Origin of the sequence: Metabacillus endolithicus (assembly GCF_023078335.1) — a bacterium.
Classification (GTDB): Bacteria; Bacillota; Bacilli; order Bacillales; family Bacillaceae; genus Metabacillus; species Metabacillus endolithicus.
Genome location: NZ_CP095550.1, coordinates 2,856,444 through 2,870,580, shown reverse-complemented (window position 1 = coordinate 2,870,580; position 14,137 = coordinate 2,856,444). Strand labels below are relative to the sequence as shown.

The 14,137-nt window shown below is 42.7% G+C and carries 7 protein-coding genes, 13 tRNA genes, 3 rRNA genes and 1 pseudogene; 1 reads left to right on the top strand and 23 read right to left on the bottom strand.

What is annotated here, in order from left to right; genetic code table 11:
* Positions 1 to 375: 375 nt before the first annotated feature.
* The 22 genes and pseudogenes from tsaD to MVE64_RS14735 all read right to left on the bottom strand — a co-directional run bounded on the left by tsaD (position 376) and on the right by MVE64_RS14735 (position 11,622).
* Entirely contained in the window at positions 376 to 1,407 is a 1,032-nt protein-coding gene (gene tsaD, locus MVE64_RS14840) for a tRNA (adenosine(37)-N6)-threonylcarbamoyltransferase complex transferase subunit TsaD (RefSeq protein WP_247339172.1), read from the bottom strand.
* A complete protein-coding gene (gene rimI, locus MVE64_RS14835; RefSeq protein WP_379053777.1) occupies positions 1,404 to 1,856 on the bottom strand; it encodes a ribosomal protein S18-alanine N-acetyltransferase in 453 nt (150 codons plus the stop codon). The genes tsaD and rimI overlap by 4 nt, the downstream gene beginning before the upstream one ends.
* A 13-nt stretch (positions 1,857 to 1,869) precedes the next feature.
* Positions 1,870 to 2,559 carry a tRNA (adenosine(37)-N6)-threonylcarbamoyltransferase complex dimerization subunit type 1 TsaB gene (gene tsaB, locus MVE64_RS14830; protein ID WP_247339170.1) on the bottom strand — a complete coding sequence of 230 codons (690 nt, stop codon included), beginning with the start codon at positions 2,557 to 2,559 and terminating at the stop codon, positions 1,870 to 1,872.
* Positions 2,540 to 3,016 (bottom strand): annotated as a pseudogene (gene tsaE, locus MVE64_RS14825) (tRNA (adenosine(37)-N6)-threonylcarbamoyltransferase complex ATPase subunit type 1 TsaE). Before tsaE ends, tsaB begins: the two are co-directional and overlap by 20 nt.
* Positions 3,017 to 3,029: 13 nt before the next feature.
* Positions 3,030 to 4,016 carry a thiamine-phosphate kinase gene (gene thiL, locus MVE64_RS14820; protein ID WP_247339168.1) on the bottom strand — a complete coding sequence of 329 codons (987 nt, stop codon included), beginning with the start codon at positions 4,014 to 4,016 and terminating at the stop codon, positions 3,030 to 3,032.
* 237 nt (positions 4,017 to 4,253) lie between these two features.
* A tRNA-Asp gene (locus MVE64_RS14815) sits at positions 4,254 to 4,330 on the bottom strand.
* A 57-nt stretch (positions 4,331 to 4,387) separates the two neighbouring features.
* Positions 4,388 to 4,467: transfer RNA gene (locus tag MVE64_RS14810), tRNA-OTHER, on the bottom strand.
* 170 nt (positions 4,468 to 4,637) lie between these two features.
* A 5S ribosomal RNA gene (gene rrf, locus MVE64_RS14805) occupies positions 4,638 to 4,753 on the bottom strand.
* A 219-nt stretch (positions 4,754 to 4,972) separates the two neighbouring features.
* Positions 4,973 to 7,904: ribosomal RNA gene (locus tag MVE64_RS14800) — 23S ribosomal RNA — on the bottom strand.
* Between the two features lie 178 nt (positions 7,905 to 8,082).
* Positions 8,083 to 9,632 (bottom strand): 16S ribosomal RNA (locus tag MVE64_RS14795).
* Together the 16S, 23S and 5S rRNA genes with 13 tRNA genes alongside form the textbook arrangement of a ribosomal RNA operon.
* Before the next feature lie 106 nt (positions 9,633 to 9,738).
* Positions 9,739 to 9,812 (bottom strand) — tRNA-Gly (locus tag MVE64_RS14790).
* A 13-nt stretch (positions 9,813 to 9,825) separates the two neighbouring features.
* Positions 9,826 to 9,902, bottom strand: a tRNA-Pro gene (locus MVE64_RS14785).
* 4 nt (positions 9,903 to 9,906) lie between these two features.
* A tRNA-Arg gene (locus MVE64_RS14780) sits at positions 9,907 to 9,983 on the bottom strand.
* Positions 9,984 to 10,079: 96 nt separating this feature from the next.
* Positions 10,080 to 10,165, bottom strand: a tRNA-Leu gene (locus MVE64_RS14775).
* A 30-nt stretch (positions 10,166 to 10,195) separates the two neighbouring features.
* Positions 10,196 to 10,281 (bottom strand) — tRNA-Leu (locus tag MVE64_RS14770).
* 12 nt (positions 10,282 to 10,293) lie between these two features.
* A tRNA-Lys gene (locus MVE64_RS14765) sits at positions 10,294 to 10,369 on the bottom strand.
* A gap of 27 nt (positions 10,370 to 10,396) precedes the next feature.
* Positions 10,397 to 10,471, bottom strand: a tRNA-Gln gene (locus MVE64_RS14760).
* Positions 10,472 to 10,571: 100 nt separating this feature from the next.
* Positions 10,572 to 10,648: transfer RNA gene (locus MVE64_RS14755), tRNA-Asp, on the bottom strand.
* Between the two features lie 135 nt (positions 10,649 to 10,783).
* Positions 10,784 to 10,855: transfer RNA gene (locus MVE64_RS14750), tRNA-Glu, on the bottom strand.
* Between the two features lie 9 nt (positions 10,856 to 10,864).
* Positions 10,865 to 10,955: transfer RNA gene (locus MVE64_RS14745), tRNA-Ser, on the bottom strand.
* A 3-nt stretch (positions 10,956 to 10,958) separates the two neighbouring features.
* Positions 10,959 to 11,033: transfer RNA gene (locus MVE64_RS14740), tRNA-Asn, on the bottom strand.
* Between the two features lie 124 nt (positions 11,034 to 11,157).
* Positions 11,158 to 11,622, bottom strand: a complete 465-nt coding sequence (locus tag MVE64_RS14735) for a SprT family protein (RefSeq protein WP_247339167.1) — start codon at positions 11,620 to 11,622, stop codon at positions 11,158 to 11,160.
* Positions 11,623 to 11,715: 93 nt separating this feature from the next.
* Between MVE64_RS14735 and cmpA the strand changes: the two genes are divergently transcribed.
* Positions 11,716 to 11,829, top strand: coding sequence for a cortex morphogenetic protein CmpA (gene cmpA, locus MVE64_RS14730; RefSeq protein ID WP_098799762.1), 114 nt, complete (start codon positions 11,716 to 11,718; stop codon positions 11,827 to 11,829).
* A gap of 34 nt (positions 11,830 to 11,863) precedes the next feature.
* On the opposite strand, the gene MVE64_RS14725 is transcribed toward cmpA, so the two are convergent.
* Positions 11,864 to 14,026 (bottom strand): Tex family protein, encoded by a 2,163-nt coding sequence (locus tag MVE64_RS14725; protein ID WP_247339165.1) that lies wholly within the window; start codon positions 14,024 to 14,026, stop codon positions 11,864 to 11,866.
* Positions 14,027 to 14,137: the final 111 nt, after the last annotated feature.

Sequence of the window (14,137 nt, the reverse complement as noted above, 5' to 3'; positions counted from 1 at the left end):
TCAGAAAAGTAAGATCTCAAAAACGTATTCGACAATCTTCTATTAAGTTCATGTGAATAACTATTATTTATACACATCCACACTTTTTATCCACACTACAAATCCTTTATTTCCAACATATCAACAGACTTATACACATTGTCCACATATTTTCTTTAATTTGTTTAAGTTATACACATTCTTAAAAACATTGATTTGACAGCATTTTAAATAGTTTTACACAATTCTACAAAAATCGTGTACATTCTGTGGATAACTATGTGAATAATCCTATTTTTATAGAAATTAGGAGATTCTCTGTGAATGCACTCAGCTTTTGTCAAAAGAAATAGAAAAAACAGGACCCTCAGATCCTGTTTTATTTTATTTATTTATTCACTTTTGTTGATAAGATGTTAATTCTAAGCCGGGATTTGCATTTAATGCCAAATCACTTCTTACTCCCTTTTCATATAAAATGCTTCCAGCAGCAGCAATCATGGCAGCATTATCTGTGCATAAAGAAAGTGGAGGAATGGTTAGTGTTAATCCCTCTCTTGAGGAAAACTCTGATTCTAATGCTGTTCTTAAACCCTTATTAGCTGCAACACCGCCTGCTAATAACAACTGTTTAACATGATATTTATCCACAGCTTGTGCAGTCTTTGTGACTAAAACGTCGATAACACTTGCCTGAAAGCTTGCTGCCACATCTTTAGGATCAAGTTCGATCCCTTTTTGTTTTGCATTGTGGAGTGTGTTAATAACGGCAGATTTAAGGCCACTAAAGCTAAAATCAAAGGATCCTTCACTTAGCCAAGCTCTTGGTAAATCGATAGAGGCTTGACCTTCATGAGCTAATTTATCAATATGAGGACCACCTGGGTATGGAAGGCCCAGAGTTCGTGCGACCTTGTCATAAGCTTCTCCGGCAGCATCATCGAGAGTTTCACCAATTACCTCAAAATCTCCATGCTCTCTCATATATACTAATTCTGTGTGTCCACCGGAAACCACCAGAGCAAGTAAAGGAAATTCCAATTCATGAATAAGTCGATTAGCATAAATATGGCCGGCAATATGATGGACTCCTATTAAAGGAATACCATGTGCAAAGGCTAGGGCTTTTGCTGCATTAATGCCTGTTAATAATGCTCCTACTAGTCCAGGTCCTTCAGTAACGGCAATTGCTGATAGATCCGCAAAAGTAAGATCTGCTTGTTTCATTGCTTCCTCAAAAACAATTGTTAATTGCTCAACATGATGTCGGGAAGCAATCTCTGGAACTACCCCACCAAACCGTTTGTGACTTTCAATTTGTGATGCAACAACATTTGCGACAATTTCACGGCCGTTTTTAATAATCGAAGCAGCAGTTTCATCACAGCTTGTCTCTATTCCTAGTATATATTGGTCTTTTTCAATCATATTAAATTCACCCACATTACTAAAGCATCTTCTTGATTATCTGTATAATAACGCTTCCTTATACCACCAGGTGAAAATCCAACCTTTTTGTATAGGGACTGTGCGATGTGATTAGACACTCTAACCTCTAAAGATAGTCTTTTAGCGTTCATTTCTCTACTTAATTGAATAGTAAATCTTAAAAGAGCTTCACCTATTTTTCTCCCTCTGTATTCAGGGTGAACTGCTATATTGGTTATTTGGGCATCATCCATGATTACCCATAATCCACAATAGCCAACCACTTTACCATCCAGTTCAATTACTAGATATTTGGCAAATAAATTTTGCTCAAGCTCATAATATAGAGATTCCTTCGTCCATGGTGCTGAGAAAGATTGACACTCTATATGATATACCTCTTCAATATCTTCTCTTACCATTTTTCTTATTGTAAACTCGTTATCCACAATAGCCACCATCTTATTTTTGCTGTTCTAGCCATTTCGCTTCAGCTTCAGCTAGTCTTATGTAATTTGGTACAAGACTATGAACATCTTCAGCATTCTTTTTAAGCCCTATAATTGCTAACTCACTTGGTCTCGGATTATGCAGAGCTACTTGTGCAATTTCCGCCATATCACCAAGTACATGTGTAATAACTTCCTCATGTATAGGGAGATCATTACCTAGAAATAGAATACGCTCATTTTTAGACTTTAACATCTCTAACCAATCTGTTAACAATAAATTTTGATCATTCTCCACAGTAACTAATTCCTGATTATCATATTGATATAAACCTGTGTAAACTTGCCCTCTTCTAGCATCAAATAGTGGAGAGATCAGTCCATTAAAGAAACGCCCATTTGCCGCCAATATTTCCAAGCTTGAAACACCTACAATGGGAAGTTGAAGGGCCCATGCCATTGTTTTAGCAATTGAAACACCAATCCGAACACCAGTATAAGACCCAGGACCAGTTGCTACAATAATTTTATCTAGCTGTTTCGGTGTTATATCACAATCACTTAAAAGTCTTTCGACAGCTGGCATTGCTCGTACAGAATGGTTTTTCTTTAAATTTGTGATATATTCTCCAATGACTTTATCTTCTTCAACAATTGCGATTCCCAACACATTATTGGTTGTATCAATGGCTAATGCTTTCATCATTTAACTCCTTACACAGTCCAACATAATAAGATCCCTTAGGACTCATGATAATCGTTCTTGTTGTATCATCTACATAAAGAATTTTTATATCTAACCGTTCACTAGGTAACTGTTCTTCTATAAGATGAAGCCCATTCTACAACAGTAACTCCACTTGCATGAAAATACTCATCGAAACCTAGGTCCTCATCAGAATCTTCTACTCGATAAACATCCATGTGATATAAAGGCAGTCGTCCATCATGATATTCCTTTATAATAGTAAATGTTGGGCTGTTAACATTACGTTTAATTCCCAACCCCTTTGCCAAGCCTTTAGTAAAAGTAGTCTTACCGGCACCTAAATCTCCCTCTAACGTAATGACAGCATTGAAACTTCTAGTTTTTTTGAAAGATTTATGGCAATCATAGTTGTATCTTCAGTACTTTTTGTTATAAACTCATATTTTTCCACTCTGCTACTCACCTTACTTATTTCTGAAGTGGTTATACCCTGATTTTTCGATTCTGACTAATTCTTGATTAACAGTCTGTAGCATAACTCCAGAATGTTTTTGATCTACTAAACCGATTTGTGTTATTTTCAAATCCATTTTATCACAAGTTTGTTTTAACTTTTCCCATGAGTTCCGTGAAGTGGTTCCGACTAATTCAAAATCTTCGCCACCATAAAGAATCCATTTGTAAATATCATTTGCTGAACTCAATGATAAAAGTTCATCACTGACAGGAAGCTGATCTTTAAAGACTGTTATACCAACATTACTTGCTTCACTAATTTCATTTAATTCACTAGCAAGCCCATCACTAACATCATTTAATGAAGCACGATATAATGCACCTATAAGTCTACCTGCATTTACACGAGGTGTAGGCTTTTTATGACGGTTTATAAGGTATTCTTTCGAATGTTGATTATGTATTTGTACGTGATCTAATAAAATAGCTAAACCTGCAGATGAATCCCCAACATTACCTGTTACAAAAACAATATCACCATCACAAGCCTTGCTTCTAAGAGTCTGTGTTTCTTGTTCAACTTCTCCTATAACCGTAACCGATATAACAAGTTTGTCAGATGTAGAAACTGTATCTCCACCTAATAAATCCATTTTATATTCCTTTGCAAGCTCGTCCATGCCTTTATAAATCTCTACTAGTTCCTCTTCTTTCCAACTAGAGGGAACAGTAATAGAAACTAGATAATAAAGAGGGATACCTGCCATAGCAGCAATATCACTAATATTAACTGCCAATGCTTTATAGCCTATTTCAAAAGGAGTAGATAAATGTTTAAGAAAGTGAACTCCTTCTACCATAGTATCTACACAAACAACTTGGTTGCGATTCAGACTCGGTTCGTAAACAGCTGCATCGTCCCCAATTGCTACTTTTACATTCTTTTGAAAAGTACGATTTGGTTTTACTTTAAGAATAAAATCAAATTCATCCATTTCATACTCCATCTTTTTAGTTATTCGCTAATATTACGAAAAAACCTTAGGAATTGTTTCCTAAGGAGTCACTGTTAGCGTGTAAGCATTTAAACTTAGTTTAACCAAGTTTTATCTATTCTATCGTACCATATAAGGCTTAATGGTGGTATTATTTAAATTCTTATCTATGTACAAAAATATTATGAATAAACATAAAAAAAACGAAACATCATCGTTTCGCAAGCAATCAATATATGGCGGTCCGGACGGGACTCGAACCCGCGACCTCCTGCGTGACAGGCAGGCATTCTAACCAACTGAACTACCGGACCAGAGTTTTTTCACGAAGTGAAAATAACTTACCTTAACATAATATTTTATGAAAAATTTGGTTGCGGGGACAGGATTTGAACCTGCGACCTTCGGGTTATGAAGTTCCCGACGAGCTACCAGACTGCTCCACCCCGCGATAATATGAAGAAAACTTATAGTATTCTATGCACTTTTACTATTGCGTATACTGACCGTCCCGATTTCAGGATGATTATTCAAGATGCTGCTCAATCGGTACGCTGAAGTCATTCAATGAAGCATATTCAATCGTGCTCCACCCCGCGATAATAAGAAGAAAATCAAACTACTTGGCGACGTCCTACTCTCACAGGGGGAAACCCCCAACTACCATCGGCGCTGAAGAGCTTAACTTCCGTGTTCGGCATGGGAACGGGTGTGACCTCTTCGCCATCATCACCAAATAATTTAGTTTTCGGCTTCCGATGAACTTCACATTTCTGCGTCATCTCACTCGTCAACATCCTCACGTACTGAAGTACGCTCCGGTGTCTCCTCAATCGATTCCTTGAACTGTTCGTTCCTCGAAACTCTTTCACTTTGTATAAAGTTTTCAGGAATAGTATATTCCTTCAAAACTAGATAACGATTTACAATTCAATTCACTAAGCTTACGCTTTAATTAGGTTAAGTCCTCGATCGATTAGTATCAGTCAGCTCCACACGTCACCGCGCTTCCACCTCTGACCTATCAACCTGATCATCTTTCAGGGATCTTACTCACTAATGTGATGGGAAATCTCATCTTGAGGGGGGCTTCATGCTTAGATGCTTTCAGCACTTATCCCTTCCGCACATAGCTACCCAGCTATGCCTTTGGCAAGACAACTGGTACACCAGCGGTGCGTCCATCCCGGTCCTCTCGTACTAAGGACAGCTCCTCTCAAATTTCCTACGCCCACGACGGATAGGGACCGAACTGTCTCACGACGTTCTGAACCCAGCTCGCGTACCGCTTTAATGGGCGAACAGCCCAACCCTTGGGACCGACTACAGCCCCAGGATGCGATGAGCCGACATCGAGGTGCCAAACCTCCCCGTCGATGTGGACTCTTGGGGGAGATAAGCCTGTTATCCCCGGGGTAGCTTTTATCCGTTGAGCGATGGCCCTTCCATGCGGAACCACCGGATCACTAAGCCCGACTTTCGTCCCTGCTCGACTTGTAGGTCTCGCAGTCAAGCTCCCTTGTGCCTTTACACTCTACGAATGATTTCCAACCATTCTGAGGGAACCTTTGGGCGCCTCCGTTACATTTTAGGAGGCGACCGCCCCAGTCAAACTGCCCACCTGACACTGTCTCCCAGCCCGATCAGGGCTGTGGGTTAGAATTTCAATACAGCCAGGGTAGTATCCCACCGACGCCTCCACCGAAGCTAGCGCTCCGGCTTCTCAGGCTCCTACCTATCCTGTACAAGCTGTACCAAAATTCAATATCAGGCTACAGTAAAGCTCCACGGGGTCTTTCCGTCCTGTCGCGGGTAACCTGCATCTTCACAGGTACTATAATTTCACCGAGTCTCTCGTTGAGACAGTGCCCAGATCGTTACGCCTTTCGTGCGGGTCGGAACTTACCCGACAAGGAATTTCGCTACCTTAGGACCGTTATAGTTACGGCCGCCGTTTACTGGGGGCTTCGGTTCAAAGCTTCGCTTGCGCTAACCTCTCCCCTTAACCTTCCAGCACCGGGCAGGCGTCGCCCCCTATACTTCGCCTTGCGGCTTCGCAGAGACCTGTGTTTTTGCTAAACAGTCGCCTGGGCCTATTCACTGCGGCTTTTCCGGCCTATTCACCCTAAAAAGCACCCCTTCTCCCGAAGTTACGGGGTCATTTTGCCGAGTTCCTTAACGAGAGTTCTCTCGCTCACCTTAGGATTCTCTCCTCGCCTACCTGTGTCGGTTTGCGGTACGGGCACCTCTCACCTCGCTAGAGGCTTTTCTTGGCAGTGTGGAATCAGGAACTTCGGTACTATAGTTCCCTCGCCATCACAGCTCAGCCTTCGCGACAACGGGATTTGCCTCGTTGTCAGCCTAACTGCTTGGACGCGCATATCCAACAGCGCGCTTACCCTATCCTTCTGCGTCCCCCCATTGCTCAAATGGTGAGGAGGTGGTACAGGAATTTCAACCTGTTGGCCATCGCCTACGCCTTTCGGCCTCGGCTTAGGTCCCGACTAACCCTGAGCGGACGAGCCTTCCTCAGGAAACCTTAGGCATTCGGTGGAGGGGATTCTCACCCCTCTTTCGCTACTCATACCGGCATTCTCACTTCTAAGCGCTCCACCAGTCCTTACGGTCTGGCTTCACAGCCCTTAGAACGCTCTCCTACCACTGTTCTAAAAGAACAGTCCACAGCTTCGGTGATACGTTTAGCCCCGGTACATTTTCGGCGCAGAGTCACTCGACCAGTGAGCTATTACGCACTCTTTAAATGGTGGCTGCTTCTAAGCCAACATCCTGGTTGTCTAAGCAACTCCACATCCTTTTCCACTTAACGTATACTTTGGGACCTTAGCTGGTGGTCTGGGCTGTTTCCCTCTTGACTACGGATCTTATCACTCGCAGTCTGACTCCTGAACATAAGTCTTTGGCATTCGGAGTTTGACTGAATTCGGTAACCCGATGGGGGCCCCTAGTCCAATCAGTGCTCTACCTCCAAGACTCTCATTTCAAGGCTAGCCCTAAAGCTATTTCGGAGAGAACCAGCTATCTCCAAGTTCGATTGGAATTTCTCCGCTACCCACACCTCATCCCCGCACTTTTCAACGTGCGTGGGTTCGGGCCTCCATTCAGTGTTACCTGAACTTCACCCTGGACATGGGTAGATCACCTGGTTTCGGGTCTACGACCACGTACTCTTTCGCCCTATTCAGACTCGCTTTCGCTGCGGCTCCGTCTTATCAACTTAACCTTGCACGGGATCGTAACTCGCCGGTTCATTCTACAAAAGGCACGCCATTACCCATTAACGAGGCTTTGACTACTTGTAGGCACACGGTTTCAGGATCTCTTTCACTCCCCTTCCGGGGTGCTTTTCACCTTTCCCTCACGGTACTGGTTCACTATCGGTCACTAGGGAGTATTTAGCCTTGGGAGATGGTCCTCCCTGCTTCCGACGGGATTTCACGTGTCCCGCCGTACTCAGGATCCACTCTGGAGGGAACGAAGTTTCAACTACAGGGTTGTTACCTTCTTTGACGGGCCTTTCCAGACCTCTTCATTTACTCCGTTCCTTTGTAACTCCGTATAGAGTGTCCTACAACCCCAAGAGGCAAGCCTCTTGGTTTGGGCTTCTTCCGTTTCGCTCGCCGCTACTCAGGAAATCGCGTTTGCTTTCTCTTCCTCCGGGTACTTAGATGTTTCAGTTCCCCGGGTCTGCCTTTAATACCCTATGTATTCAGGTAAAAATACTACTCCATTACGAGCAGTGGGTTTCCCCATTCGGAAATCTCCGGATCAAAGCTTACTTACAGCTCCCCGAAGCATATCGGTGTTAGTACCGTCCTTCATCGGCTCCTAGTGCCAAGGCATCCACCGTGCGCCCTTAACAACTTAACCTTTGACATCGAAGATGTCATTTAAATCAATTATTAAGAGAATCACTAAACTAAGCGTTTAAACTCAGTGAATTACTTGAATTGTTTTCGTTATCTAGTTTTCAAGGAACATAGTAAAGAAAGATCAGTATGATCTCTCAAAACTAAACAAAATACCAAGCGTGCTCTATTTTCCTTAGAAAGGAGGTGATCCAGCCGCACCTTCCGATACGGCTACCTTGTTACGACTTCACCCCAATCATCTGTCCCACCTTAGGCGGCTGGCTCCTTACGGTTACCCCACCGACTTCGGGTGTTACAAACTCTCGTGGTGTGACGGGCGGTGTGTACAAGGCCCGGGAACGTATTCACCGCGGCATGCTGATCCGCGATTACTAGCGATTCCGGCTTCATGCAGGCGAGTTGCAGCCTGCAATCCGAACTGAGAATGGTTTTATGGGATTGGCTTGACCTCGCGGTCTTGCAGCCCTTTGTACCATCCATTGTAGCACGTGTGTAGCCCAGGTCATAAGGGGCATGATGATTTGACGTCATCCCCACCTTCCTCCGGTTTGTCACCGGCAGTCACCTTAGAGTGCCCAACTGAATGCTGGCAACTAAGATCAAGGGTTGCGCTCGTTGCGGGACTTAACCCAACATCTCACGACACGAGCTGACGACAACCATGCACCACCTGTCACTTCGTCCCCCGAAGGGGAACCTTCTATCTCTAGAAGTAGCGAAGGATGTCAAGACCTGGTAAGGTTCTTCGCGTTGCTTCGAATTAAACCACATGCTCCACCGCTTGTGCGGGCCCCCGTCAATTCCTTTGAGTTTCAGTCTTGCGACCGTACTCCCCAGGCGGAGTGCTTAATGCGTTTGCTGCAGCACTAAAGGGCGGAAACCCTCTAACACTTAGCACTCATCGTTTACGGCGTGGACTACCAGGGTATCTAATCCTGTTCGCTCCCCACGCTTTCGCTCCTCAGCGTCAGTTACAGACCAGAGAGTCGCCTTCGCCACTGGTGTTCCTCCACATCTCTACGCATTTCACCGCTACACGTGGAATTCCACTCTCCTCTTCTGCACTCAAGTTCCCCAGTTTCCAATGACCCTCCACGGTTGAGCCGTGGGCTTTCACATCAGACTTAAGAAACCGCCTGCGAGCGCTTTACGCCCAATAATTCCGGACAACGCTTGCCACCTACGTATTACCGCGGCTGCTGGCACGTAGTTAGCCGTGGCTTTCTGGTTAGGTACCGTCAAGGTACCAGCAGTTACTCTGGTACTTGTTCTTCCCTAACAACAGAACTTTACGACCCGAAGGCCTTCATCGTTCACGCGGCGTTGCTCCGTCAGACTTTCGTCCATTGCGGAAGATTCCCTACTGCTGCCTCCCGTAGGAGTCTGGGCCGTGTCTCAGTCCCAGTGTGGCCGATCACCCTCTCAGGTCGGCTACGCATCGTCGCCTTGGTGAGCCGTTACCTCACCAACTAGCTAATGCGCCGCGGGTCCATCTGTAAGTGATAGCCGAAACCATCTTTCAATTTTGAACCATGTGGTTCAAAATGTTATCCGGTATTAGCTCCGGTTTCCCGGAGTTATCCCAATCTTACAGGCAGGTTACCCACGTGTTACTCACCCGTCCGCCGCTAACCTCAGGGAGCAAGCTCCCATTGGTTCGCTCGACTTGCATGTATTAGGCACGCCGCCAGCGTTCGTCCTGAGCCAGGATCAAACTCTCCAATAAAGAGTTGATATAGCTCATAAAAGTTTGTACTATATAGTACGTTTTTTGTTAATCGAAATTAACATTTGCACGCTTGGTTTTGTTTAGTTTTCAAAGATCATTTTTTTGGAGCGGGTGAAGGGAATCGAACCCTCATCATCAGCTTGGAAGGCTGAGGTTTTACCACTAAACTACACCCGCAAGGTGACTCGACTGGTCGGGAAGACAGGATTCGAACCTGCGACCCCTTGGTCCCAAACCAAGTGCTCTACCAAGCTGAGCTACTTCCCGTATATGGCGCGCCCGAGAGGAGTCGAACCCCTAACCTTTTGATCCGTAGTCAAACGCTCTATCCAATTGAGCTACGGGCGCATAATTTAATTTATCTTAACGAGCGACTTTACAATAATAACACCTTAAGAACTAACAAGTCAATACTTTTTTCAAAATATTTTTTGTGTGTTCTTCTGGTGCGGCCGAGAGGACTTGAACCTCCACGGGGTCGCCCCCACTAGGCCCTCAACCTAGCGCGTCTGCCATTCCGCCACGACCGCGAAATCAGTTTCACTGATACAAAAAAACATTGGTGCGGGTGAAGGGACTTGAACCCCCACGTCACAAGGACACTAGATCCTAAGTCTAGCGCGTCTGCCAATTCCGCCACACCCGCAAGGTGTGTAAATGGTGAGCCATGAAGGACTCGAACCTTCGACCCTCTGATTAAAAGTCAGATGCTCTACCAACTGAGCTAATGGCTCTTCATTTTTTAAATAAGTGAATATAAATGGCTGGGCTAGCTGGATTCGAACCAACGCATGTCGCAGTCAAAGTGCGATGCCTTACCGCTTGGCTATAGCCCATTGAAGTTATGTCGCAAAACATTTATACCTTAAGCAACAAGAATCTAATGATATCAAACTAACGAAGTAATTTCAACTAGTAATTAATACCAGTAAATAATGGCGGTCCGGACGGGACTCGAACCCGCGACCTCCTGCGTGACAGGCAGGCATTCTAACCAACTGAACTACCGGACCAAAGTTTTTTCATGAAGTGTAAATAACTTAACTTCACTTTAAACTATATAACCTGATAACACTTAATCATATCCGAGAAAAAATAGGAGGTGAGCTACAAGTGCGCCCACTTCCTACTCTCTAACAATATAATTATGACCCATACGGGATTCGAACCCGTGTTACCGCCGTGAAAGGGCGGTGTCTTAACCGCTTGACCAATGGGCCATTGTAATATGGCGGAGAAGGAGGGATTTGAACCCTCGCGCCGCTCACGCGACCTACACCCTTAGCAGGGGCGCCTCTTCAGCCTCTTGAGTACTTCCCCATATGGCTCCGCAGGTAGGACTCGAACCTACGACCGATCGGTTAACAGCCGATAGCTCTACCACTGAGCTACTGCGGAATAATTTCTAACAGACTTCTTTAATTATATTTATTAAAGCATGTCTTGTCAAGAATTGATAGTACTTAACTTTATTTTTCGATCGCCATCAACGACGGCTTTTATAATTTAACATAGTATCAACTTAAGAGTCAACCCCTTTTAAAAGATAGATTTTACCAGCACACTTACCGCAAACTAAACGAGTTGTGTCTACTTTTCTTTTTCTTTTGTACTCATGATGACAAGCTGAACACTTATAGATGAGAGAGGCTTGTCTTTTTTTAGAATCAGTTTTTAAAGGAGTACAAAATCTAGGTGCACCCACTTCTTTTAATAATAATTTAAAATCTTGGTCTCCGTGCTTATATCCCTTTCCTTCTATATGAAGATGATAGTGACATAGCTCATGTTTAATGATCCCAATCATTTCTTCCAGTCCATGTTCAAGATAATACTTTGGATTAATATCAATGTTATGGGTGCTTAGCATGTACCTCCCACCAGTTGTTCTCAATCTTTTGTTAAAGATTGCTTTATGCTTAAATGGTTTTCTAAATAAGCTTATTGAAATGTCTTCCACCAATTGTTGCAGTTTTTCATCATTCATATAAAATTCCTCCATATATGTAACACCACACTTGCCCAGTGCATACATTATAAACACCCATACTCCATTATAATAGTTAAGGAGGTATGAGCAATGCCATCTTGGTTACAAAATCAAATGCAGCGGGCGTTTTTAGAAAAAAATCGCTATCAAATAAAACTACTTAATCAATGCTGGTTTTTCTATAGAGAAAAACACTGCTCCTAAAAGCAGTGTTTCTTTTTGGTTTCTTTACTCACCTTCAGCTCTTTAGCATTGTAAGTGCTACTCTACCTTTCTTGAAGTCCACATCATCCACCCAAACTGTTACAACGTCACCAACAGATACAACATCTAATGGGTGTTTTACAAAAGAGCGACTAAGTTTAGAGATATGCACCAATCCATCTTGTTTTACCCCGATATCAACAAATGCTCCAAAATCGACAACATTGCGAACTGTTCCTTGAAGCTCCATTCCTTGCTGCAAGTCCTCCAGTTTTAATACATCCTTTTTTAACAAAGGCTTCGCAACTTCATCACGCGGGTCCCGCTCAGGACGAATTAATGCATCACATATATCTTTTAAAGTTAGCTCCCCAATCGATAATACATCAGCTGTTTCTTTTAGATTTAAACTTTTCACCTTGTCTTTTAATTCTTCACTTCCTAAGTCGGCCAAAGAAACACTTAATTGCTTCAATAGTTTCTCAACCTCCCCATAGCGTTCAGGGTGAATACCTGTCCGATCTAGTGGATGATCTCCATCAAGAACTCGTAGGAAGCCAATACATTGCTCATATGTTTTTGCTCCTAGACGAGGGATATCTTTTAGTTGTTTGCGGTTAGAGAATCTTCCTAACTCTTCTCTTTTTTTCACAACATTGTTTGCAACTGCCTTACTGAGTCCAGCTACATACTGAAGTAAGGAAGATGAGGCAGTATTTACGTTAACTCCAACCTGGTTTACAACTGTTTCAACAACAAATGTTAGTGATTCATTTAGTTTCTTTTGTGAAACATCATGTTGATATTGCCCTACACCAACCGATTTAGGGTCAATCTTAACTAGTTCAGCTAAAGGATCCTGAAGTCTTCTTGCAATAGAAACAGCACTTCTTTCTTCTACCTGTAAATTAGGGAACTCTTCCCTCGCAAGTTCTGATGCTGAATACACACTTGCTCCTGCTTCGTTAACGATAAGATATGATATATCTCCAGCTAATTCCCTTAATATATCTGCAATGAATTGTTCTGTTTCTCTGGATGCTGTTCCATTTCCGATTGCAACAACCTCTATATTAAATTGTTTTAGAACATCTAGTACCTTTTCTTTTGCTTGCTCTTTCTTATTAACAGGCGGATGAGGGTATACCACTCCAATATGCAGCATTTTTCCAGTTGGATCTACAACAGCTAATTTACAGCCTGTTCTAAAAGCAGGGTCAACACCTAGTACCATTCTTCCTTTCAATGGTGGTTGAAGGAGTAGATTTCTTAGATTTTCAGAAAAAATATGTATTGCACGGTCCTCTGCCTTTTCTGATAACTCTTTTCTGATTTCACGCTCAATTGATGGTTGAATAAGACGCTTATACGCATCTTCTATTGTCTCAATCACCAAATCATTCACAACCGATTTTTTCCCCTTCAACTCTTCTTTTTGAAGGTAATCTAGTATCTGATCAGTTGGCGGCTGAAGGGATATGCGCAATATATCTTCTTTTTCACCTCGGTTAATCGCCAAAACACGGTGAGGAACAATTTTCTGGATTGGCTCTTCATACTCATAATACATTTCATAAACATTCTTCTCATCTTTTTCTTCATCCTTTGCTACAGAAGAAATAGATCCTTTTCGGAACGTTAACTCTCTAATCCATTGGCGATATTTTGGCTGATCTGAGATTTGTTCTGCTACAATATCTTGTGCACCTTGTATAGCCTCTTCTACTGATGTTACCCCTTTTTCTTCATTTATAAATCCTTTTGCCTTGAGTTGGATATCCCCTTCTCTTGGCAAACTTAGAATCCAAGTTGCAAGTGGCTCTAACCCTTTTTCCTTTGCAACAGTCGCCTTCGTTCTTCTCTTTTGCTTATATGGTCTATATAAATCTTCTACCTGTTGAAGCTTCATTGCTTTATTAATATCAACAGCAAGTTGTTCAGTTAACTTCCCTTGCTCTTCAATTAAACGCAATACTTCTTCTTTGCGATTTTCAAGGTTTTGTATGTATGTCCATTTCTCGAATATATCACGTATCTGCACTTCATCCAATGCACCAGTTTGCTCTTTTCGATAACGGGCAATAAATGGAACTGTATTGCCTTCTTCTAATAATGAAATAACATTCGCAACCTGTTTTATATTGATTGCAAGTTCCTTGCTAATATGCTGCATGATTTTAGTTTGTTTTTCTTCCATATCCGAATCCTCCAACTGAGTTATATTCCTTCAAGCACATGTAAACATTTTACCAAATATATTTGTTCTATTAAAATAAATGGCCATGTTAAGTTTAAAATATTGTCCTAG

Bases quoted from the DNA above. Each gene is read 5' to 3' on its own strand.
- cmpA (WP_098799762.1), top strand. From the start codon at position 11,716: ATGCCATCTTGGTTACAAAATCAAATGCAGCGGGCGTTTTTAGAAAAA.
- tsaD (WP_247339172.1), bottom strand. From the start codon at position 1,407: ATGATTGAAAAAGACCAATATATACTAGGAATAGAGACAAGCTGTGAT.
- MVE64_RS14725 (WP_247339165.1), bottom strand. From the start codon at position 14,026: ATGGAAGAAAAACAAACTAAAATCATGCAGCATATTAGCAAGGAACTT.
- thiL (WP_247339168.1), bottom strand. From the start codon at position 4,016: ATGGATGAATTTGATTTTATTCTTAAAGTAAAACCAAATCGTACTTTT.
- MVE64_RS14735 (WP_247339167.1), bottom strand. From the start codon at position 11,622: ATGAATGATGAAAAACTGCAACAATTGGTGGAAGACATTTCAATAAGC.
- tsaB (WP_247339170.1), bottom strand. From the start codon at position 2,559: ATGAAAGCATTAGCCATTGATACAACCAATAATGTGTTGGGAATCGCA.